This is a genomic window from Nocardioides sp. W7 (genome assembly GCF_022919075.1).
Taxonomy (GTDB): domain Bacteria; phylum Actinomycetota; class Actinomycetes; order Propionibacteriales; family Nocardioidaceae; genus Nocardioides.
In genome coordinates this window covers 2,086,441-2,106,712 of record NZ_CP095078.1, presented here as the reverse complement: position 1 = coordinate 2,106,712, position 20,272 = coordinate 2,086,441, and the positions used below count along the sequence as shown (strand labels likewise).

The 20,272-nt window shown below is 74.8% G+C and carries 19 protein-coding genes; 2 read left to right on the top strand and 17 right to left on the bottom strand.

The features are described 5' to 3' along the window. The 5 genes from MUB56_RS09940 to MUB56_RS09920 are packed head-to-tail and all read right to left on the bottom strand — an operon-like array spanning position 1 to position 5,882. Positions 1 to 1,812: an asparagine synthase-related protein gene (locus MUB56_RS09940; RefSeq protein ID WP_244931740.1), complete on the bottom strand. Its 1,812-nt coding sequence runs from the start codon at positions 1,810 to 1,812 to the stop codon at positions 1 to 3. Beyond that, positions 1,809 to 2,084: an acyl carrier protein gene (locus MUB56_RS09935; RefSeq protein ID WP_244931739.1), complete on the bottom strand. Its 276-nt coding sequence runs from the start codon at positions 2,082 to 2,084 to the stop codon at positions 1,809 to 1,811. Before MUB56_RS09935 ends, MUB56_RS09940 begins: the two co-directional genes overlap by 4 nt. 51 nt (positions 2,085 to 2,135) lie before the next feature. Beyond that, the gene (locus tag MUB56_RS09930) at positions 2,136 to 3,389 is read right to left on the bottom strand and encodes a pyridoxal-dependent decarboxylase, exosortase A system-associated (protein ID WP_244931738.1); all 1,254 of its coding nucleotides are present in this window, start codon (positions 3,387 to 3,389) and stop codon (positions 2,136 to 2,138) included. After that, complete coding sequence (locus tag MUB56_RS09925) at positions 3,386 to 4,969, bottom strand: acyl-CoA ligase (AMP-forming), exosortase A system-associated (RefSeq protein WP_244931737.1); 1,584 nt, start codon at positions 4,967 to 4,969, stop codon at positions 3,386 to 3,388. Before MUB56_RS09925 ends, MUB56_RS09930 begins: the two co-directional genes overlap by 4 nt. Before the next feature lie 52 nt (positions 4,970 to 5,021). Beyond that, the gene (locus MUB56_RS09920; protein WP_244931736.1) at positions 5,022 to 5,882 is read right to left on the bottom strand and encodes a hypothetical protein; all 861 of its coding nucleotides are present in this window, start codon (positions 5,880 to 5,882) and stop codon (positions 5,022 to 5,024) included. A 120-nt stretch (positions 5,883 to 6,002) separates the two neighbouring features. Between MUB56_RS09920 and MUB56_RS09915 the strand changes: the two genes are divergently transcribed. After that, a complete protein-coding gene (locus MUB56_RS09915) occupies positions 6,003 to 6,908 on the top strand; it encodes a glycosyltransferase (RefSeq protein ID WP_244931735.1) in 906 nt (301 codons plus the stop codon). Then, on the top strand, positions 6,905 to 7,582 hold the full coding sequence (locus tag MUB56_RS09910) for a polysaccharide deacetylase family protein (RefSeq protein WP_244931734.1): 678 nt from the start codon (positions 6,905 to 6,907) through the stop codon (positions 7,580 to 7,582). Before MUB56_RS09915 ends, MUB56_RS09910 begins: the two co-directional genes overlap by 4 nt. 18 nt (positions 7,583 to 7,600) lie before the next feature. Here MUB56_RS09910 and MUB56_RS09905 read toward each other — a convergent pair whose 3' ends face one another. The 12 genes from MUB56_RS09905 to MUB56_RS09850 all read right to left on the bottom strand — a co-directional run bounded on the left by MUB56_RS09905 (position 7,601) and on the right by MUB56_RS09850 (position 20,259). Continuing rightward, positions 7,601 to 8,005 (bottom strand): hypothetical protein, encoded by a 405-nt coding sequence (locus tag MUB56_RS09905; RefSeq protein ID WP_244931733.1) that lies wholly within the window; start codon positions 8,003 to 8,005, stop codon positions 7,601 to 7,603. Between the two features lie 226 nt (positions 8,006 to 8,231). Next, a complete protein-coding gene (locus tag MUB56_RS09900) occupies positions 8,232 to 9,152 on the bottom strand; it encodes a glycosyltransferase family 2 protein (protein ID WP_244931732.1) in 921 nt (306 codons plus the stop codon). Next, a complete protein-coding gene (locus tag MUB56_RS09895) occupies positions 9,149 to 10,573 on the bottom strand; it encodes an O-antigen ligase family protein (RefSeq protein ID WP_244931731.1) in 1,425 nt (474 codons plus the stop codon). The genes MUB56_RS09900 and MUB56_RS09895 overlap by 4 nt, the downstream gene beginning before the upstream one ends. Positions 10,574 to 10,578: 5 nt before the next feature. Next, positions 10,579 to 11,325 (bottom strand): hypothetical protein, encoded by a 747-nt coding sequence (locus MUB56_RS09890; RefSeq protein WP_244931730.1) that lies wholly within the window; start codon positions 11,323 to 11,325, stop codon positions 10,579 to 10,581. After that, a complete protein-coding gene (locus tag MUB56_RS09885) occupies positions 11,304 to 12,635 on the bottom strand; it encodes a glycosyltransferase family 1 protein (protein ID WP_244931729.1) in 1,332 nt (443 codons plus the stop codon). Before MUB56_RS09885 ends, MUB56_RS09890 begins: the two co-directional genes overlap by 22 nt. Further along, positions 12,632 to 13,774 (bottom strand): DegT/DnrJ/EryC1/StrS family aminotransferase, encoded by a 1,143-nt coding sequence (locus tag MUB56_RS09880; RefSeq protein ID WP_244931728.1) that lies wholly within the window; start codon positions 13,772 to 13,774, stop codon positions 12,632 to 12,634. The genes MUB56_RS09885 and MUB56_RS09880 overlap by 4 nt, the downstream gene beginning before the upstream one ends. Positions 13,775 to 13,823: 49 nt before the next feature. Continuing rightward, on the bottom strand, positions 13,824 to 15,299 hold the full coding sequence (locus MUB56_RS09875; RefSeq protein ID WP_244931727.1) for an oligosaccharide flippase family protein: 1,476 nt from the start codon (positions 15,297 to 15,299) through the stop codon (positions 13,824 to 13,826). After that, positions 15,296 to 16,339, bottom strand: a complete 1,044-nt coding sequence (locus MUB56_RS09870) for a glycosyltransferase family 2 protein (protein WP_244931726.1) — start codon at positions 16,337 to 16,339, stop codon at positions 15,296 to 15,298. Before MUB56_RS09870 ends, MUB56_RS09875 begins: the two co-directional genes overlap by 4 nt. Beyond that, complete coding sequence (locus tag MUB56_RS09865; RefSeq protein ID WP_244931725.1) at positions 16,339 to 16,998, bottom strand: acetyltransferase; 660 nt, start codon at positions 16,996 to 16,998, stop codon at positions 16,339 to 16,341. The genes MUB56_RS09870 and MUB56_RS09865 overlap by 1 nt, the downstream gene beginning before the upstream one ends. Further along, positions 16,995 to 18,167: a DegT/DnrJ/EryC1/StrS family aminotransferase gene (locus tag MUB56_RS09860; protein ID WP_244931724.1), complete on the bottom strand. Its 1,173-nt coding sequence runs from the start codon at positions 18,165 to 18,167 to the stop codon at positions 16,995 to 16,997. Before MUB56_RS09860 ends, MUB56_RS09865 begins: the two co-directional genes overlap by 4 nt. Then, entirely contained in the window at positions 18,164 to 19,162 is a 999-nt protein-coding gene (locus tag MUB56_RS09855; protein ID WP_244931723.1) for an NAD-dependent epimerase/dehydratase family protein, read from the bottom strand. The genes MUB56_RS09860 and MUB56_RS09855 overlap by 4 nt, the downstream gene beginning before the upstream one ends. Then, on the bottom strand, positions 19,159 to 20,259 hold the full coding sequence (locus tag MUB56_RS09850) for a Gfo/Idh/MocA family oxidoreductase (RefSeq protein ID WP_244931722.1): 1,101 nt from the start codon (positions 20,257 to 20,259) through the stop codon (positions 19,159 to 19,161). Before MUB56_RS09850 ends, MUB56_RS09855 begins: the two co-directional genes overlap by 4 nt. Positions 20,260 to 20,272: the final 13 nt, after the last annotated feature.

Genomic DNA, 20,272 nt, shown 5'->3' with positions numbered 1-20,272 from the left:
TCAAATGGGTGATGCGCCTGATGCGGGGCGGACGCTCGCCACCGTGGTGGCGAGGGTGACATTCACCATGAACGCCGTACTCGCCGGGTCCGGTACGACGGCGCCCGAGACCACCCGGTCGAGCCATTCCTCGCGGAGCAGGCCGGTGCTGCGGACCGGGTCCAGGACCTCGGGACGGTGCCGCCAGTACGCCGCGACCCCGCCCGCGAGGGCTCCCCCGCCGGCCGGTGCCCGTCGCCCACCCGACAGCCGTTGCGCCGCCTTGCGGCCCGCGGCGGCGCCGGTCGCCCGCGCGCGCGCGGCCGCGGCGCCCCAGCCGGCCTCCGCGTAGCTGCGCGGCGATGGCCGCCCGTCGAGCGGCAGGTCGGCCAGCCCCGGGTCGAGAGTGACCGAGAGCCGGCCGAGGAAGCGCGATCCGCGCTTGTCGGCCGGTGCCAGCGCGCCCACGGCTGCGACGAACCGGTCGTCGAGCATCGGGTTGGCCACGGCCGTGCGCTGGCACACGGCGGTCTCGGTCGCCCCGGCCCAGCGCTGCATGCGCTCCTCCAGGTAGAGCCGGTCGGTCGCGGCGAACCAGGGGTCCCCGGACGCGGCGAGCACCCGGTGCACCTCGTCGAGGGCGAACTGCTGCGCCCAGGCACCGAACTCGGGGGCCAGCATGTCGGGAGCGACGGCCTCGTTGACGTACATCCGCCAGCGCGCCAGCCGGTGCGCGCGCCGGGTGGTCACGGGCGCATCCGCACCGGTCCCGAGGTAGTAGAAGCCGCGGGCGACCTCGCCGCCGAGGCCGGAGAGGCGCGCGCCGGGCCGAGCCCGGCTCTCGGCCACGTCCAGCGCGGCGCGGGCCACCGGGTCCGCGGCCAGCTCGAGGGCTCCGGCCGCCGTCGCGGTCAGCGCCCAGGCCTCCTCGGGAGCGAGTACGTCGAGGCCGGTCAGGTCGAGCACCTCGTGGCGCATCCCCTCGCGCCGGGCCAGCTCGGCCGCCATCGCGACATCGGGGCTGCCGGGCACCCCGAGGGTCAGCACCCGCAGCCCGCGGCGGCGGGCCGGGTCGATCGCCGACAACAGCAGCCGGGAGTCCTGGCCGCCGGTGAGCTGGAGCACCGGGTCGGGATGGTCGTCGAGGTACGCCGCCAGGTAGTCGCGCAGCAGGTCGCGGGTCTCGGCGACCGTCGTGGCGGCGTCGGCGGGTCCGGCCGGACCGACCGGCCGGAGCTGCTCGGGCGAGCGGGTGTCGCGGCGGTGGACGGTGCCGCCGTACAGCCGCAGCAGGCTGCCGGCGGGCACCTGCTCGACGCCGGCGAACAGGGTGCGGCGGCCGAGCTGCCAGCCCAGCCGGCTCTGCACCGCGACCGCCTCCAGGTCCAATCCCACCGGCAGCAGGCCGGCGAGGACCCGCGCGGACGTCGAGACCGCCGACCACCGCGGGCCGCGGCGCACGTAGAGCTGGCGCATCCCCAGCGGGTCGACCACCGCGAGCACCGTGTCGACGCCGTCGCGGGTGACGGCCGCGAACGGAGGCAGCACCTGAGCCAGCAACGGGAGGTCGGGGGTCATCAGGGCCCGGTGCACGTGGGCGGCGGTGAGGGCCTGCTCGTGGCGGCGCGCCTCCGCGGTGAGGACGAGGGCACGCTCGGGTCCCGGCGGCCGAGCGTCGCCCCAGGTCGCGAACGCGACCGTCCCCGTGCACGAGCGGTCGGCGGGCACGTCGAGGACGTCCAGGCCGCGGTCGAGGAGACCGCCCAGCTCGTGGACTGCTCCGGGTCCGACGGTGACGGCGACGAACCCGGCCGCCGGGCCCAGGGTGGTCACGGCCCGCCGGTCCGGTCGGCGACGTAGTCGGCCAGGCTGCCGACGGTGGCGAACAGCTCGCCGGTCACGTCGGCGTCGTCGACGACGATGTCGAACTCCTCCTCGAGGGCGACGGCCAGCTCGACGACAGCGAGCGAGTCCAGCTCGGGGAGCTCGCCGAGCAGCGGGGTCGAGGCGTCGAGGAGGTGCTCGCGCTCCTCGATGCCGAGGACGCGCACCAGGACGCCGCGCACCTGCGGGACCAGGTCGGGGCGGGTGACGGGGTGGGACACGGGAGTCTCCTTCGACGACGGGACGGATCAGACCAGTACTCGGACCAGGACTCAGACCAGGACCTCGGCCGGAGCCGGGTGCCCGAGGAACTGCTGGGGGCTCGCGGTCCGGCCGTAGGCACCGGCCTGGAAGACCACGACCAGGTCGCCGACGTCGGCGACCGGGAGCTCGACCCGGTCGCCGAGGACGTCGAGCGGGGTGCACAGGCAACCGACCACGTCGACGGTCTCGCGCTCGTCGCGGTCGAGGCGGTTGCCGACCACGATCGGGTAGTTGCGGCGGATGACCTGGCCGAGGTTGCCGGATGCGGCCAGCTGGTGGTGCATGCCGCCGTCGACGACCAGGTAGGTCCGGCCCCGGGACACCTTGCGGTCCACAACGCGGGTGACGTAGACGCCGGCCTCCCCCACCAGGTAGCGACCGAGCTCCAGCACCACCCGGGCGTCGGGCTGCCGTGGCCGGACCCGCTCCTGGACCAGCCGGGCCAGCGGGCGGCCGACCTCCTCGGGGTCCAGGGGCCGGTCGCGATCGGCGTACGGGATGCCGAGGCCGCCACCGACGTTGAGGTAGCGCACCGGCTCCGGGAGCCGGTCGGCCAGGTCGAGCAGCAGGTCCACTGTCCGCTCGTGGGCCTGGCGGACCAGGTCGGCGTGCAGGTTCTGCGAGCCGGCGAAGAGGTGGAAGCCCTCCACGGCGAGGTCCAGGTCGGCGAGCAGCACCAGCAGGTGCGGCACCTCCTCGACGTCGACCCCGAACTGCTGGGGTCCGCCGCCCATCCGCATGCCCGAGCCCTTCACGGCGAAGTCCGGGTTGACGCGTACGGCGACCCGCGGCCGGACCCCGATCGCCTCGCCGGCCCGCAGCACCCGGGCCGCCTCCCGAGCCGACTCCAGCTCGATCAGCACCCCGGCGGCGACCGCCATCGCCAGCTCGGCGTCGGTCTTGCCCGGCCCGGCGAAGGTGACCCGGTCCGGCGACTTCCCGGAGTCGAGCGCCGTCGTCATCTCGCCGGCCGAGGCCACGTCGAGCCAGTCGACGACGCGGGCCAGCTGACCGACGAGCGCCGGCATCGGGTTGGCCTTGACGGCGTACCCGATCTCGACGGCGCCGTCGAGCGTGGCGCGCAGCGCGGCCACCGCGGCGATCACGGCGGACCGGTCGTAGGCGAAGTACGGCGTCGACCCGACCCGGGCGGTGAGTCGCTCCAGCTCGATCCCGCCGACGAGCAGCTGGCCCCCCGCGGTGCCGAAGCGGTTGAGGTGCCGGGCGACGGGGGCCGCCTCGGGCATGGTCTGCGCGGTCACGAGACCTCCTCCTTGAGCAGGACCCGGTCGAGCTTGCCGTTGGGCGAGCGCGGGAGCTGGGCGCGGACCCGGATCTCCGCGGGCACCATGAACAGCGGCAGCCGGCGCCGCAGCAGCGCCAGCAGCGGGCCGGTGTCCGCGAGGTCGGCGTCGGCCTCGGAGCGCGGGCTGACGATCAGCACGATCCGCTGGCCGAGCCGCTCGTCCTCGACCCCGATCGCGACCGCGTCGCCCACCATCCGGGTCTCGTACGCCGCCTCCTCCACCTCGGTCGGGCTGACCCGGTAGCCGGAGGTCTTGATCATGTCGTCGCGGCGGCCGACGAAGAACAGGAAGCCCTCCTCGTCGGCGACCACCGTGTCGCCCGACCAGACGGCGAGCTCGGGCGGCCGCCAGCCGGCGACCGTCCCGGGCAGCGGGCGGAACCGCTCGGCGCTGCGCTCGGTGTCGTTCCAGTAGCCCAGCGCGACGAGCGGGCCGCGGTGCACCAGCTCGCCCTCCTCGCCGGGCCCGGCGGGCGTCCCGTCGGGACGCAGCACCAGGATCTCGGCGTCCGGCACCGCCTTCCCGATCGAGTCGGGCCGGCGGTCGACCTCGTCGGGGTCGAGGTACGTCGAGCGGAAGGCCTCGGTGAGGCCGTACATCAGGTAGGGCCGCGCCTGCGGGAAGAGCTCGCGCAGCCGGGCCAGGGTGGCGCGCGGGAGCCGGCCCCCGGTGTTGGCGACGTAGCGCAGCCGGATCCCCTCCGCCGGCCAGCTGGCCGCGGCGAGCTGGGTCCACAGCGGCGGCACCCCGGTGAGGCCGGTGACGCCGTGCTCGACGCAGAGCCGGACGACGTCGCCGGGCAGCAGGTAGTTGACCAGCACCACGTGGGCACCCACGGCGAACGCCGTCGTCAGCTGGCTGAGGCCGGCGTCGAAGCTGAGCGGCAGCGCCGCCAGGATCACGTCCTCGGGCCCGTTGCCGAGGTAGCCGCTGACGCTCTCGGCGCCGACGATCAGGTTGCGGTGCGTGAGCACCACGCCCTTCGGGCGGCCGGTGCTGCCCGAGGTGTAGAGGATCGCGGCGAGGTCGCCCTCGACCCCGCGGTACGACGCCGGCGCGGACCCGCGCCCGGCCGCGAGCACCTCCGACCAGGGCACCAGCGCCGGACCGTGGGAGTGGGCCGGCCGGGCCTCCCCCGCGTCGTCGACGAGCAGTACCTGCTCCAGGGTCGGCGGCAGGCCCGGCTCGGCCGCGAGGGCCTGCCAGCGCTGGGTCGAGGTCACCAGCACCCGGACGCCGCAGTCCGCGAGCACGTGCCGGACCTGCGGAGGCCGCAGCAGCGGGTTGACGGGGACGAACACCCCGCCGGCCGCCGAGGTGGCGAAGAGGGACTCGACCGTCTCGATCCGCTTGTCGAGCAGCACCGCGACCCGGTCGCCGCGGTCCAGGCCGATGGCGTGCAGCCCGGCCGCGAGCTCGTGCACGCGCTCGGAGAGGTCGGCGTACCGGACCGTGCGGTTGCTGTCGGTCAGCGCCGGCCGGTTCGGGTGCCGGCGGGCCTGCTCGTCGAGCAGATCGTGGAGGTGGACACGCATGTGGGGACTCCTGAGCAGCGGCAGGGGCAGGGGCGGGTGGGCGGTCACGGGGTCACCAGGCGACGAGCACGAGCTCGCTGTAGAGGCTGTCGACGGCGTCCGGGGACACCTCGGCGCCACGGACCTGCTTGGGTCGCGGGTGGCGCAGCAGCACCGACCCGGCCGGGCGCTCGCCGACGACGCGCAGCTCGGCGAGGGTCACCGGCAGCCGACGCGCGAGAAGGTGCCGGGCCAGGTCGGGCCGGCAGCGGCGCAGCAGGCGCGGGTCCGAGACGTGCAGCAGGGTCGCGAACAGCCGCATCCCGCGGCGCCGGTCGCTGCGGTACATCACGTAGCAGTGCCCGCGCGGGCCGGCGTCGAGGAGCACGTGGTGCGCCGCCCCGGCACCGCGGTGGTCGCGGAACAGCACCCGGTCGACACCCTCGAGACGGCGGTCGATCTCGTCGAGGTCGGTGACGACCCGGGCCCGGCGCCGGCCGGGAAGGTTGGCCACCAGCGCCGTGGTCGTGTCGAGGCGCCGGAAGCGCAGCCGCTCGTTGATCGCCACGACCGAGCCGCTGGGCGAGAGGTCGGTGAACACGTGCCCGCGCTGCGCCAGGGCGGCCCGGAGCAGGCGCAGGCCGTGACCGCGGTAGGGCTCGAGGACGCACCAGGCGCCGAGGTTGCAGAAGCGCACCGGCCGCCCCGCGACCTCACGCTCGGCGTAGAACGCGAGCTGGACCCCGACCAGCCGGTCGCCCGCTCGCAGCAGGAAGCCGTGGTTGGGCGCGTCGACCCGCCAGGTGGGTACGGCGGCCACCGCCCACTCGGCCGCGCTGAGCCGGGGGTTGAGGTGGTCGTGGAGGAACGCCCCCACCTCCGGCAGGTCGGCCGGACGGATGGGCGCGACCCGGACGGTGTCGTCGTCGAGCATGTCCACGACGGTAGGGAGCGCAGCCGGGAGTAACGGGCGGCTGTGCCGGCGCGTACCCAATCCTGGGGAGCGACTCGAGAGGCCGCCCGAGGCCGCGGTGACCGCGCCCAGGCTGGCTCCATGAGCGAAGCCAGGAGCGAGCCCGCCACGCATCCGGCCACGGCGCGCGCGAGCGTGGTGGTGGCCGCCCACGACGAGGAGCAGGTGATCGGCCGCACCCTCAGCGCGCTGCTGTCCGGCTCCGGTCCCGGCGAGCTGGAGGTGGTGGTCGTCGCGAACGGCTGCACCGACCGGACCGCCGACCGGGCCCGGCAGTACGCCGGGGTCACCGTGCTCGAGTGCGAGCGGCCCAGCAAGACCGAGGCGCTGCGCGCCGGCGACCGGGTCGCGACCGCGTTCCCGCGGGTCTACCTGGACGCCGACATCCCCGCCACCGTCGCGACCGTGCGCCGGCTCTGCGAGGTCCTCGACGGGCCCGGCAGGCCGCTGGTCGCGGTGCCGTCGCGGCACGTCGAGGTAACCGGGCGACCCTGGCCGGTGCGGGCCTACACGGCGGTGCACCGGCGGCTCCCGGTCTTCGAGCGCGGCCTGTTCGGCCGGGGCATGATCGCCCTCTCGGAGGCCGGCCGGGGCCGGTTCACGACCTTCCCCGACATCGTCGCCGACGACCTCTTCCTCGACTCCCTCTTCACCGACGAGGAGCGGGTGCAGCTCCCGGACGTGGCCACCACCGTGGCGGCTCCGATGCGCACCGGCGACCTGGTCCGGCGCCTGGTCCGGGTGCGCCGCGGGAACGCCGAGCTGCGTCGTACCTCTCGCGGGCGCCAGCCCGGGGCGGGGGTACGCCGCTCCGACCGCGCGGCCTGGCTGCGCGAGGTGGTGCTCCCCCGGCCCTGGCTCGCCCCCGCGGCCGTCGTGTACGTCGCGCTCACCGGCTGGGCCGCCCTCCAGGCCCGACGAGTGCCACCGAGCGGTGCCGCGGCCTGGGGTCGCGACGCCTCGACCCGGACCGGGGTGGCCCGATGACCACCGTGCCGCCGGAGCCGTGCCTCAACCTCTGCTTCCACGGGATCGGCGCCCCGGCTCGCGAGCTCGAGCCCGGCGAGGCGCCGTACTGGATCGGCACCGAGCTGTTCCACCGGATCCTCGACGAGGTGGCCGACGACCCGCGGGTCCGGCTGAGCTTCGACGACGGCAACGCCTCCGACGCCGAGACCGGCCTGCCGGCGCTCCTCGAGCGCGGGCTGTCGGCCACCTTCTTCGTGCTCGCCGGCCGGCTCGACCAGGACGGCAGCCTGAGCCGCGACCAGGTCCTTCAGCTCCAGCAGCGCGGGATGCGGATCGGCACCCACGGGATGGACCACCGACCGTGGCGGCGGATGGACCCCGCCGTGCGGGAGCGCGAGCTCGTCACGGCCCGGGACCGGCTCGAGATCCTGCTCGGCGAGCCCGTCGAGGACGCCGCCCTGCCGCTGGGCCGCTACGACCGAGCCCTGCTGCGGCGGCTGCGCTCCCTGGGCTACCGCAGCGTGCACACCAGCGACCGCCGCTGGGCCCGCGACGGCGACTGGATCCAGCCGCGCTTCAGCCTGCGGGCCGGCGACACCCTCGACGGGCTGCGCACGAGCGTGCTGCGCCGACCGCCGCTCCCGCACCGCGCCCGCGGCGAGCTGGTCGGCCTGGCCAAGCGCCTGCGCTGAGAACGCGGCGGAGCAACCTCAGGGGCGTGGCGGCCTGATCGTGATGCGGTCGCGTCCGGCCACCTGGCCGTGGGATCGGTAGACGACGGTGACCCGATCGCCGGGCGTGAGGCGCGGCAGCCGCAGCCTGGCGACGCCGACGCTGTCGGGCCGGATGCGCAGGGTCTTCGAGCCACCCGGCCACCTGACCTTGAACCGTCCTCGCGGACACCGTGCGGCATTGGTGATCTTCAGGACGGCTCCACCCCGGGTCGCGCGCTCCGACTTCAACAGCTGAACGCGGACGCCGTAGACCTTCGTGCACGGCTCCTCGGCTGCCGAGGGCCGGGCACTCGCAGGTGCGAGCAGGGCAGGCGTGGCCAGCAGGGCCGACGTCGCGAGAATCGCTGTCGCCCTGCGTCTGATTCCGTTCGTCTCGCTCATGAGATGTTCGCCCTTCCACTCCCGACCGGACCAGCAGCACGGCTTCGTGACGGAGGCTAGGGCCGGCGGCTCGCGCCCTCAATAGCGAGGGGAAGCACTGGGACAGATCCTCGAGAACTTGTCACACGGATAGCAAAGACGGCCCACAGCTGACGCACCGGCACCCTGCCTGGTCCCTGACCTTCTGCAGGTCGCCCGCCGGCACACCGTCAGGGACCATCCCGGATCAGCGCAGCCATCCGGGACCGGCGGGCTCGCGCAGCCGGACCGGGTCGAGCAGCGCCCACAGCGCGGCCTTCGACGCGGGCCGGCCCAGGCAGGCCCGACTCCCCTCCCGCAGCACCAGGACCGCCCAGAACAGCACCGCCGGCAGCCACCCCCGGCGACGGCGGAACAGCCGCACCCGGTTGACGACCAGCAGCGGCCACAGGCGGGCCGAGCCCGCCGAGCCGCCCTCCAGGTGCACCGCGCCGGCGGTGGGCACGTAGCGGGTCGCGAACCCGGCGTCGCGGGCGCGCAGGTCGTAGTCGGCCTCCTCGGAGTAGAGGAAGTACGACTCGTCCCACGTCCCCACCCGCGCCCAGCAGGCCGCACCGATCAGCTGCGTGGACCCCTCGGCCCAGTCGGTGTCGGTGGCGCCGTCGTACGCCTCGGGGTCGGTGACGACCTCGCCGAGCCGCCCGTGCCGCCCGGCCCGCTCGGCGCCCACCACGGCGTCGGCGAGAGCACGCACCAGCGTGGGCTCGCGACGCAGCGAGTCGATCCGGACGCCGCGGGCGTCGCGCAGCCGCGGCACGGCGATCCCGACGCCGGGCTCGCGCAGCGCGGCCAGCAGGGCCGGCACGCAGCCGGGGTCGAGCCGGACGTCGGGGTTGAGCACGAGGACCGCGGTGTGCGGGCCGCCCGCGGCGACGGCGGCGTTGATGCCGGCGGAGTACCCGCCGTTGCGCCCGGTGGCCACGACGCGGGCATCGGGCGCGAGGCGCCGGACGACGTCGATGCTGTCGTCGGCGGAGTCGTTGTCGACCACGACGGTCTGCCACGGTACGCCGGCCATCGCCGCCGGCAGGCTGGCCAGCAGGCCGGGCAGCACGTCGGCGCTGTTGTAGGCCACGACGGCCACGAGCACCCGCTCCTCGGGCGTCACGGGGTCGTCTCCTTCACGGCGCCGCCGGTGCCGGCAGGGACCTCGAGGTGCTCGCGCGGGCGCTCCTCGAGCGCGAGCTGCGCGGCCGCACAGGCCAGCCCGATCAGCAGGAAGGAGCTGCCCGCAGCCATCGGGAACCCCCAGGCGTCGAAGGTCACCATGCCCACCGCGCTGCCGAGGATCGACGCGGCGAGGGCCAGGCCGAGGTGCCGCGACCGGGCCGTCCGCGCCCACCGTCGGGCGCGGTGGCCGTTCGCGAAGCCGGTCAGGATGAGCAGCATCGTCGCGACCAGGCCGAGCACACCCAGCTCGAGCAGGATCATCAGGTACTGGTCATCGAGGATGCGGTAGTGCCGCGGCACGAAGGTGAACAGCCCGCGGCCCAGCCACGGGTGCTCGCCGTAGAGCTCGAAGACCACGCCGTAGTCGTCGGTGCGCCCGCTCACGCTGGGGTCGTTCTGGACGTTCTTGAACAGCGAGACGATCGTGCCGACCAGGCCGGGGATCGCGAGCCGGAGACCGACCACGACGAACGGCGCCAGCATCAGCGCCCGGATCCGCCAGGCGTTCGGCCACCCGAGGAGCAGCACGACCATCGTCACCGCGAGCACCAGGATCGCCGATCGCGACACCGACAGCGTCGCGCCCACGAGCACCAGCCCGACCGGCAGCAGCGCACCGCGCCGGCCCCACCGGTGGATGCTGTAGTGCAGCGCCAGCGGGAAAATGCTGGCGAGCACCACGCCGAACTCGATCGGGTGCACGGCCGTCCCGGACACCCGGTTCAGCGTCGAGCGCGCCAGCACCGCACCGAAGTCGGCGTTCGGGGTGAGCCCCGGGATCTGGATGTAGCGCGCGATGTCGATGCCCCAGAGGAACTGCGCCAGCCCGAGCGCGGCCAGCAGCGTCCCGAGCCAGGCCACCACCGCGACGACCAGCTCCAGGTCCCGCCAGGAACGGATCCCCTCCGCAGAGATCAGCACCACCGCCATCCAGCCGGCGAAGGAGAGCAGCCCGCGGTCGGCGGCCTTGATCATCGTGGCGGTGATGTCGGAGACCGTCGGCGGCACCAGGGTCCACAGCTCGTCGGTCACCTGACGAACGTCCGGCGGGGCGTACCAGCCCGACACGGTCCCGTTGGCGTACGCAGCGAGCACCGCCACGGTCAGCATGCCGACGGCGATCCGGGTCGCGGTGGCGCCGCGCACCGGGTTCAGGCCGCCGACCGTCGCGCAGATCCAGCACAGCAGCCCGCCGAGCGCCCAGAGGTTGGCGGGAGTGCCCGGGGCACCGAGCGGCGCCAGGATCAGCTGCGAGGGCACGGCCAGCAGCAGCACGGCGTACCCGACGACGAAGAACGCCGCGGCCCGGGGCGCACCGCGGTGCTCGCCCAGCCCCAGCCTCCTGATGACCCACCGCATCGGGGTCAGCTCGCCATGGCCGAGGTTCCACCGGCCTCCTTGTGCTCGCCCGCCACCCGCATCCGGGACGGAGAGGCAGCCGAGGCCTCCTCGTCGGCCGCCGCCTCCGGGTCGCCCTTGCCGCGCTCGGCGGCACGCGCGCGGCGCTCCCGGCGGAGGTTCGCGATCCGGTCGGTGCCGAAGGCGAGCAGCAGGGTGAGCAGCATGCCGGCACCGGCAGCACCGGCGAGGGCCCGCATCCGGCTGCCGGGCAGCACCTCGGCGTTCTCGGAGGTGCTGCTGATCTGGGCGGTGATCATCTGCCGGTTCGGCACCCGGGCCGTGGTCTGGATCGCGGCCAGGTCGGCGGAGATCCTGTCCATCACGGCGTCGCGGGTGGCCAGGGCGACCGCGGGGTCCTTGTCCTTGCTGGTGATCACCAACAACGGCCCGGCCTCGGGGGTCAGGGCGACGGCGTACTCCGCGCTGTTCCCCTCCGCCGCGAGCTCGCGCTGGGCGTCCTTGGTGGCCACCCGGCCCGCGACCAGCGACCCGGCGGTGGACAGGCCGGCCTGGAAGTTCAGGAACGGGCTGGTGGGCGTCGACTCGCCCGACGCCTCCGGCGGCAACAGGAACAGCATCTGGCCCGAGGCCTGGTAGTCGGGTTCGACGTACTTGATCACCGCATAGCAGGCCCCGCCGGTGAGGAGGACGCCCAGCAGGACGACGACCCAACGGCGCAGCAGGACGGTCAGCGCGTCAGCGAGGTACATGGCACTTCCCCTTCGGAGTTGTCGCGGATGTCGGGTGCTACACCGCTCCGGTCGGGCGCGACGGGTCGGGCGACCACGCGCAGCAGGGCCTGCTCGACCTGGGCGCCGGCCCGGTCCCAGCCGACGTCCTCGACCGAGTCCGCCGCCGCCAGGGCCCGGACCCTGCGTGCCGTCGGCGGCTGGCCGACCAGGTCGGCGAGCGCGTCGGCGAGGTCGCGCGGGGTCGGTGTGGCGTAGCGGACCTGCGGGTTGTCGAGCACCGCCCGGTGCTGGGCGGCGTCGTTGACGACCGGCACGCAGCCGGCGGCGAGCATCTCCAGGGGAACCAGGGAGACGTTGGTCGCCGAGAGCACCAGTCCGGCGACGCAGCGCCGGTACAGCGCGCCGAGCTCGACCGGTGAGAGCCGGCCGTGCTGGATCGCCGGGAACGGCAGGTCGGCGACGACGGTGCCGTAGCAGTGGATCGGGACGTCCGGGTGCAGCCGGGCGAACCGGGTGAGGGCGAGCAGCGCGAGCTCGTGCGCGCGCCGGGGGGTGCCCGGACGGCAGTAGTAGGCGATGCCGTCGCGCGGCACGGTGGGCTCGTCCTCGCGCGGCCGGTAGACCGCGAGGTCGCAGCCGAAGTCGAAGTGGTCGGCCGTCATGCCGTGGTCGGCCCGCAGCCGCTCGGCGAGCCAGGGCCCGGCCGTGAGGCCGTGCATGCCGAAGTTGTAGGTCGCCTCCGCGAGCAGCGCCGCGCTCCCGGCCGGGTAGAACATCGGCTCCAGGTCCTGCACCAGGTAGCAGCGGCGGCCCCGGGCCGGCGAGGCGAGCACGGCGTACGCCGACTCCCAGGCGGTCGCGACGACGGCGTGCGAGTCCGCGATCCCGCCGGCGAGGTCGTGGACCCCGGCGCGCACCTCCGGCCAGTGGGTCCGGATGATCTCCCGGTGCTGGTCGAGTGACCAGCCGTGCCGGTCCCGGAGGTAGAGGTCGCACCGGTGTCCGGCCTGCTCGAGTGCGCTGACCAGACGGAACATGGTCGTGTGCCCGCCCGAGCCCGGGGCCGGCGGCGTGCAGACCCACGCCACGCGCATCGGCTCGCCCGGCCGCCAGGGCAGCGGCCCGGGAGCCGGTACGACGCCCGCCGCCACCGCCGTCGCGCGGTCGACCTCCTCCTCGCTGACGGCGAGGCCGGTCGAGCCGGGGGGCACCAGGGCCTCGGCGAGTCGCAGCCGCACCCGCCGGCCGAGCCCGGCGGTGCCCTCGGTGGCGAGCAGCCGGCGGACCTGCCGCCAACGATCGCCCACCCCAGCGGCGGGCCGCATCATGATCCGAGCTCCGAGACCGCGGCGACCAGCGCAGCCGCGACCCGCTCCTGCTGGACGGCGGTCAGGCCGGGGTACATCGGCAGCGACAGGATCTGGCCCGCAGTGCGCTCGGCGACCGGGAAGCTCCCGGGACCCAGGCCCAGGTCGGCGAAGGCCGGCATCAGGTGGATCGGGGCCGGGTAGTGCAGTCCGGTGCCGATCCCGGCGTCGGCCAGCGCCTGCTGCACCCGGGCCCGCTCCGGCACCCGGACGACGTAGAGGTGCCAGACGTGCTCGTTGCCGGCCACCGTGCGCGGGAGCACGACCTGCGGGAGGTCGCCGAGCAGGGCGGCGTAGCGGTCGGCGACAGCGGCCCGCTGCGCGTTCCACTCCTTGAGGTGGGTGAGCTTGATCGAGAGCACCGCGGCCTGGATCGAGTCCAGCCGCGAGTTCGTGCCGACCACCTCGTGCCGGTAGCGCTCGACCCCGCCGTGGTTGCGCAGCTTGCGCAGCTCGGTGGCGAGGTCCGCGCGATCGGTCGTGACGGCGCCGGCGTCGCCGACCGCCCCGAGGTTCTTGCCGGGGTAGAAGCTGGTCGCCGCGACGTCGGCCAGGCTGCCCGTCGGACGGCCGTGCCGGGCGCCGCCCTGCGACTGGGCGCCGTCCTCGACCAGCAGCACGTCGGGCCCGACGACGGCACGCAGCCGCTCGAACGGCGCGGCCTGACCGTAGAGATCCACGCCGACGACGGCGCGGGTCCGCGGGGTCAGCCGGGCCGCGGCCGCGTCGACGTCGATCAGCAGGTCCTCGTCGCAGTCGACGAGGACCAGCTCGGCGCCGGCCAGGACCACGGCCTCCGCCGTGGCGACGAAGGTGTTGGCCGGGACGATCACCTCGTCGCCGGATCCGATGCCGGCCGCCCGGAGGGCCAGGTGCAGCGCGTCGGTCCCGTTGCCGACGCCCACGCAGTGGTCGGTGCCGCAGAAGGCGGCGTACTCCTCCTCGAAGCGCGAGACGGGCGGGCCGAGGACGTACGCGCCGCTCTCGAGCACCGCCTGCACCGCGTCGCGGACCTCGGTGGCGACCCGGTCCTGCTGCGGCCGGAGGTCGACCAGGGGCACCGGGTCCTCCGGGTGGTCGGCGCGCGTGAGGTTGCTCATGCGAGAACTCCTTCGTCAGTACGGGGTCGAATGGCGGGGCTCGGTGCACTCATCGCGGCGTCCCCCCGGTCAGCAGGACGGGAACCCGTCGACGGGCGTCGCTCCGACGCAGTTCGGCGATCCGGCGCAGCCACCACGGGCCGAGTGGCAAGGCGTAGGTCGCGAGCGCGACGAGGCTGCCGGCGGCCAGCACCAGCAGGGGCGGGCCCGACCGGGTACCGACCCACCAGCAGGCCGCCGCCGCGGGAACGGCCGCGGCGATCGGCACCAGTCCGGCGCGCAGGAAGGCGGTCGTGTCGACGCCGGCCCGCCGCAGGCACACGCTGTACGCCGGGACGACCACGACGAGGGTGACGAGGACGTGGCTCCAGCCGGCTCCCGAGAGCCCGAAGCCGACCAGGCCGACCCATATCGTCGGCACCAGCGCCACCATCCACAGAACCTGGACCGCCAGCACCGCGGTGGTCGCGCCCACGGCTATCAGGAACGTGGCGACGAGGTCGAGCAGGACTCGCAGGGCGCCGAAGACCGCGAGGCCGGTCAGGGCCTCGGCCGCGCCCGACCAGCGCTCGCCGTACAGCACCGCGACCAGGGGGTCGGCCAGCGTCGCGAGGGTGAGCCCCATCAGCACAGCGACCGTGACGGCCGGCGCGACCGCGCGCAGCAGGGCTCGGTTGCGCTCGCCCGGGTCCTCGACCTGGGCGAAGCCGGGCAGCGCGACGACGCGTAGGGCCTGGCCGAGGGCGCTCATCGGCCACGACGACACGTTGAAGGCCAGCAGGTAGAGACCGAGCTCGGCGGGCCCGAGAACCCGGGCGACCATCAGGTTGTCGACGCTGAGCAGCGCCCACGAGACGAGGTTGGCCAGGGCCAGCGGCAGGCAGAAGGCCAGCGACGCCCGGGCGATCTCCCGGTCCAGTCCGAAGCGAGGCCGGCGGCGGGTGGCCAGGTGCAGCCCGACGACCAGGACGACCTGGTTGGCCACCTGTCCCCAGGCCAGCGACTCCGGTCCGACGTCACGCAGCGCCAGGGTGGTCATCACGATCGCCGAGCTGAGCAGGCCGGCGGCGTTGACCCAGAGCAGCGTCTGTTGACGGAACTCGCGCTGGAGGCGGGCGGCTGGGACGATGGTGAAGCCGAAGACGGCCATGCCGAGCGCCATCACGACGATCACGCCACGCGCCTCCGGGCTGCGGAACGCCTCGGCCAGTGGACCGGCGGCCAGCACCATGCCGACGGCCAGCGCGCCACTGGTCAGCACGCCGAGGGTGGCGACGGTCGGCGCCCGGCGCTCCGGGTCGCTCGACCGCACCAGGTCGGAACCGAGCCCGAACTCCGCCAGGGTGCCGAGGATCGCCCAGACGGTCAGGGCGACCGCGAAGACACCGAGCTCGTCGGGTGCGATCAGGCGCGCCATCAGGATCGACATCGCGACGTTGCCGACGCGCAGCACGACGTTCCCGCCCAGGCTCCACCCGAGGCCCCGGCCGATCCGCGCCGCGCGCGACGAGACCTCGGCGCTCATGTGCCGTACCGCCGCTCGTAGCGCCAGCGCAGGTGGCGCCCGGCCCGGCCGGCCGCCCGCAGGGCGGCTCCCCCGGGCAGCGGACCGGCGGAGCGGGCCAGCAGCGCCTCGAGCCGCCAGCTCAGGTCGCGCTCCGTGGTCGAGCAGACGGACCGGGCGAAGGCGCGATAGGCGTCGGCCTCGGCGGGCCGGTCGTCACGACGGGCGGCCAGGGCACGCCGGGCCGCCTCCCGGCACAGGGCCCGCTGGGCGATGGGCTGCTGGGCGCGCGCGGTCGATGGGTCGGCCACCTCGGCGAAGAAGAGGTCGAAGGTACGCCGCCGCTCGACGAGGTCGGTGAGCCAGCCGGCGTACGTGGTCAGATGCATGTTGGCGTCGTGCACGCGGTACCAGGCCTGGATCGGGCCGTTCACGCGGGCGACGTCCCAGTGAGCCGCGGCCCGCAGCCACAGCGCGAAGTCCGCGGAATGCGGGAGCCGCGCGTCGTAGCCGCCGCCGGCGAGCACCTCGCGACGCACGACCGCCTCGGGGCTGCTGATGAGACACCGTCCGCGGCGCGCGGTGAGGTCGAGCCACTCCCGGCCCGCGTACACGCTCCAGCTGCGCACCCGTGGGACCGCGACCGGCACCTCGCCGGTGAACGAGCGGGCGTAGCCGTAGACGAGGCCGACCCCGGGGTGCGCCTCGAACAGGGCGGCGGCCCGGGTGAGCGAGCCCGGCGTCAGCAGGTCGTCGGCGGAGAGCAGGCTGACGTACTCACCCTCGGCCAGGGCGAGACCGTCGTTGTAGGTCTGGATGTGACCGCGGTTCTGCTCGTGGACCAGGACCCGGACCCGTGGGTCGGCGGCGGCCAGGGCACGGGCGACCTCGGCGCTGTCGTCCGGGGAGGCGTCGTCGACGACGATCACCTCGACCTCGACCCCCGGCTGGTCCAGAGCGCTCGCGACCGCGGCAGGCAGGTAGCGCCCGTAGCGGTAGCAGGGCACGACCACCGACACGGTGGGCGTCGAGCGAAGCGGGCGCGGGCGGCGGAAGCGCATCAGGCACCCCCCACGCCACCGGCCACGAGCGGCCCGGCCGGGACGCCGGCCCAGGTCTCGCCGGCGGGCAGCGACCGGACCAGCGCCGCTCCCATCCCGAGCACCGCGTCGGGCCCGATCTCCACGCCCTGACGCACGCTCGCGTTCATGCCGACGTACGCCGCCTCGCCGACCAGCACGCTGCCGCCCAGGCTCGTCCCGGCGCACAGCGTCGCGTAGTCCTCGACGACGACCTCGTGGGTGAGCGTCACGTGCGGCATGGCGACCACGTGCCGCCCCACCCGCACCGCTCCGGTGAGCACGGTCTGGGCCAGCAGGATGCTGCCGCCGCCGACCCGACAGCCTGTGGGGACATCGACGCTCGGGTGGACCACCGGCGGGTAGCGGTCCGGCGAGACCCCCAGCTCGGCCAGCCGCGCCACGATCCCGCGCCGGACCGCGCCCTGCCCCGCGCACACGACCAGGTCGGCGTCGCGGGCACCCGCATGGGCGAGGTCGCCGAGGACCAGGACGTCGTCGATGGTCGAGCCCCACAGCCGGCGGTCGTCGTCGACGAGGAACATCCGGCCGTAGCGGTCCAGGGTCCGCTCCACGGCGATCACCTCGCGGGCCAGGCCGCTGGCGGCCACCAGGATCAGGGTGCGTTCGGAGGTGCTCACGTGCGGCGCCCCGATCGGCGGAGCACGTCGACGACCCGGGCCTGCTGGTCCTCGCCCAGCTCGTGGAACAGCGGGAGGATCAGGGTGGTGTCGCTCAGCCGCTCGGTCACCGGCAGGGCGCCGGTCCGCAGGCCGGCGCGGGCGTACGCCGGCTGCCGGTGGATGGCCATGATCCCGCGGCGGGCCGAGATGCCGGCGGCGGCCAGCGCGGCCATCAGCGCCTCGCGGTCGAGCGGGTAGCCGCTCTCGACCTCGACCCAGAAGGACTGGAAGTTGCTCTCGCCGTACGCCGGGTCCGCGACCGGTCGCAGCCCGGGGACGCGGGCGAGCGCGTCGGCGTACGTCGCGGCGAGCTCGCGGCGACGGCGTACCACCTCGGGGAGCCGGGCCAGCTGCACGATCCCGACGGCCGCCTGGAGGTCGGTCATCCGGAAGTTGAAGCCGACCTCGGTGTACTGCTCCGGCGGCGCGAGGAGGCTGGCGTGCCGATCGGCGGCGGAGACGCTCATCGCGTGCTCGCGCAGCAGCCGGGCGCGCTCGGCCCAGGCCGCGTGCTGGGTGGTCAGCATCCCGCCCTCGCCGGTGGTGAGCACCTTACGCGGGTGGAAGGACCACGCCGCGACCTCGGCGCCGGCACCCACCGGGGCGCCCCGGTAGGTCGACCCCGCGGCACAGGCCGTGTCCTCGACGACGACGATCCCGAGCGGGTCGCACAGCGCCCGCACCTCGTCCAGGTCGACGGGCACCCCGCCCTGGTCGACGACCACGACGGCCCGCGTGCTCCGGGTCAGCGCCGGCTCGATCGTCGCGGCGGTGAGGTTGCCGGTGGTGGCGTCGACGTCGGCGAAGACCGGGCGCGCGCCGACGTACGTCGCTGCGTTGGCCGTCGCGACGAAGGAGAAGGACGGCACCACCACGTCGTCGCCCGCCTGCACCCCGGCGGTGAGCAGGGCGAGGTGGAGCGCGGTCGTGCAGCTGGAGACGGCCCGGGCGTGCCGAGCGTGCTGGCTGAGGGCGAAGGCGGCCTCGAACTCGGCGACCCGCGGTCCCTGGGCGACCCAGCCGGAGCGGAGCACCGCAGCGACCGCCTCGACCTCCTCCTCGCCCAGCCAGGGGCGCATCACGTCGATCCGCCCCAGGTCGGTGGCGGGGGCGATGTCGGCGGTCATGACCGGGCCGCCATCGGCCGGCCCGCGGCGATCTCCTCACGCAGCGGGCGCCACCAGGCGACCAGCTCGCGCAGGCCGTCCTCGAGCCCGATCTCGGCGACGAAGCCGAGGTCGCGCTCGGCGGCGCTGGTGTCGGCCAGCCGGCGGCTGACGCCGTTGACCGCGCGATCGGGTCCGTGCTCCACGGGCAACGGGCTGTCCATCACCCGCAGCAGCGCCTCGGCGAGCCCGAGCAGGCTGGTCTCGGTGCCGCTGGCGACGTTGTAGACGCCCTCGCGGACCGGCGCGGCGGCCGCGAGCAGATTGGCCCGGGCGATGTCGCGGGAGAAGACGAAGTCCATGGTCTGCCGGCCGTCGCCGAAGACCAGCGGCGGCAGCCCGTCGGCGATCCGCTCCATCCACCGGACCAGCACCTCGGTGTAGAGGCCGTGCACGTCCATCCGCGGGCCGTAGACGTTGAAGTAGCGCAGCGAGACGTGGTCGAGCCCGCGCATCGCGCCGTAGCTGCGGAGCAGTCCCTCGCCGAAGGTCTTCGCGGCGCCGTACAGGGTGTCGTTGTCGTGGTGGTGGTGCCGCTCCGGCGTCGGGAACTCCTCCGCGAGGCCGTAGACCGAGGCCGAGGAGGCCGAGACGATCTTGTCGACCATGGCGTCGGAGGCCGCCTCGACGACGTTGAACGTGCCGTCGACGAGCACCTCGAGCGCGAGCCGCGGCTCGTCGGCGCACTGGGTGATCCGGATCGCCGCCTGGTGGAAGACCAGGTCCTGCCCGCGGGTCACGTCATGGACGAGGTCGCGGTCGCGGATGTCGCCGGGCACCAGCCGGACCCGCTCGTCGGCGAGGGCCGACTCCAGGTTGGAGATCCGACCACGCACCAGGTTGTCCAGCACGTCGACCCGTGCGACCCCCGCGTCGAGCAGCTGGTCGACCAGGGTCGACCCGATCGTCCCGGCGCCCCCGGTGACCAGCACCCGGGCCCCCTGCAACGCGCTCATCGGACGATCTCCAGCGGCCGGTCCAGGATCGCGACGTCGACCAGCGCACCCCGGGCGCGCAGGCTGGTCGCCGCGGCCTCGAGCACCGACAGCACCCGGAGCCCCGCCTCCCCGTCGGTGGCCGGCGCCCGCTCCCCGCGGATGCTGGCCGCGAACTCGCGGACCATCGCGCCCAGCGCCTCGCGCTCGGGCAGCGCCGGCGACCAGGTGTCGCCGAGGCGGTACGACACCGAGGCGGTACGCCGGTCCGCGCTGTCCACCGACTGCTGGACCAGGTCGACGCCCCGGTCGTAGACGCTGATTCGCTGCTGCGGGTTGAGGTCGTCCCAGACCAGGGTCCGCTCGCTGCCCCCGATCACCATCTGGCGGATCTTGGTCGGGCTGAGCCAGTTGACGTGGACGTGCGCCATCGCGCCGCCGGGCAGCGGCAGGCTCAGGTAGCCCACGCAGGGCCGCCCGGCACCGACGGGGTCGGACCCCTGGGCAGCGACGCCGAGCGGCCGCAGGCCGCCGGGCAGCACGTGGTCGAGCACCGACAGGTCGTGCGGCGCCAGGTCCCAGAAGACGTCCACGTCGGGCTGGATCAGCCCCAGGTTGATCCGCACCGAGTCGACGTACAGGATCTGGCCGAGGGCGCCCTCGGCGACCAGCTCGCGGATCTTCTCGACCGCCGGTGTGTAGCAGTAGGTGTGGTCGGCCATCAGGACCAGGCCCTGCTGGCGGGCCAGCTCGACCATCGCTCGGCCGGCCTCGACGCTGTCGGCGAGCGGCTTCTCGACCAGGACGTGCTTGCCGGCCCGCAGTGCCGCCACCGCGATCGCGTGGTGGGTGCGGGCCGGGGTGGCGATGGCGACCGCGGCGACGTCCTCGCGGGCGAGCACCTCGTCCAGCGAGTCGGTCACCTGGACCGGCCGGCCCGCGGCGACCTCCCGGGCCCGCTCCTGGTCGAGATCGCACACGGCGAGCAGCTCCCAGTCGGGCGAGGCGGAGAGGTTGCGGACCAGGTTCGGGCCCCAGTAGCCCGCCCCGACGACCGCGATCCCCGAAGGGGCGTCGGGCGCCGGGGCGGACGTGGACGGGTGCTGCGCTGCGGACATCGGTCGGGCTCCT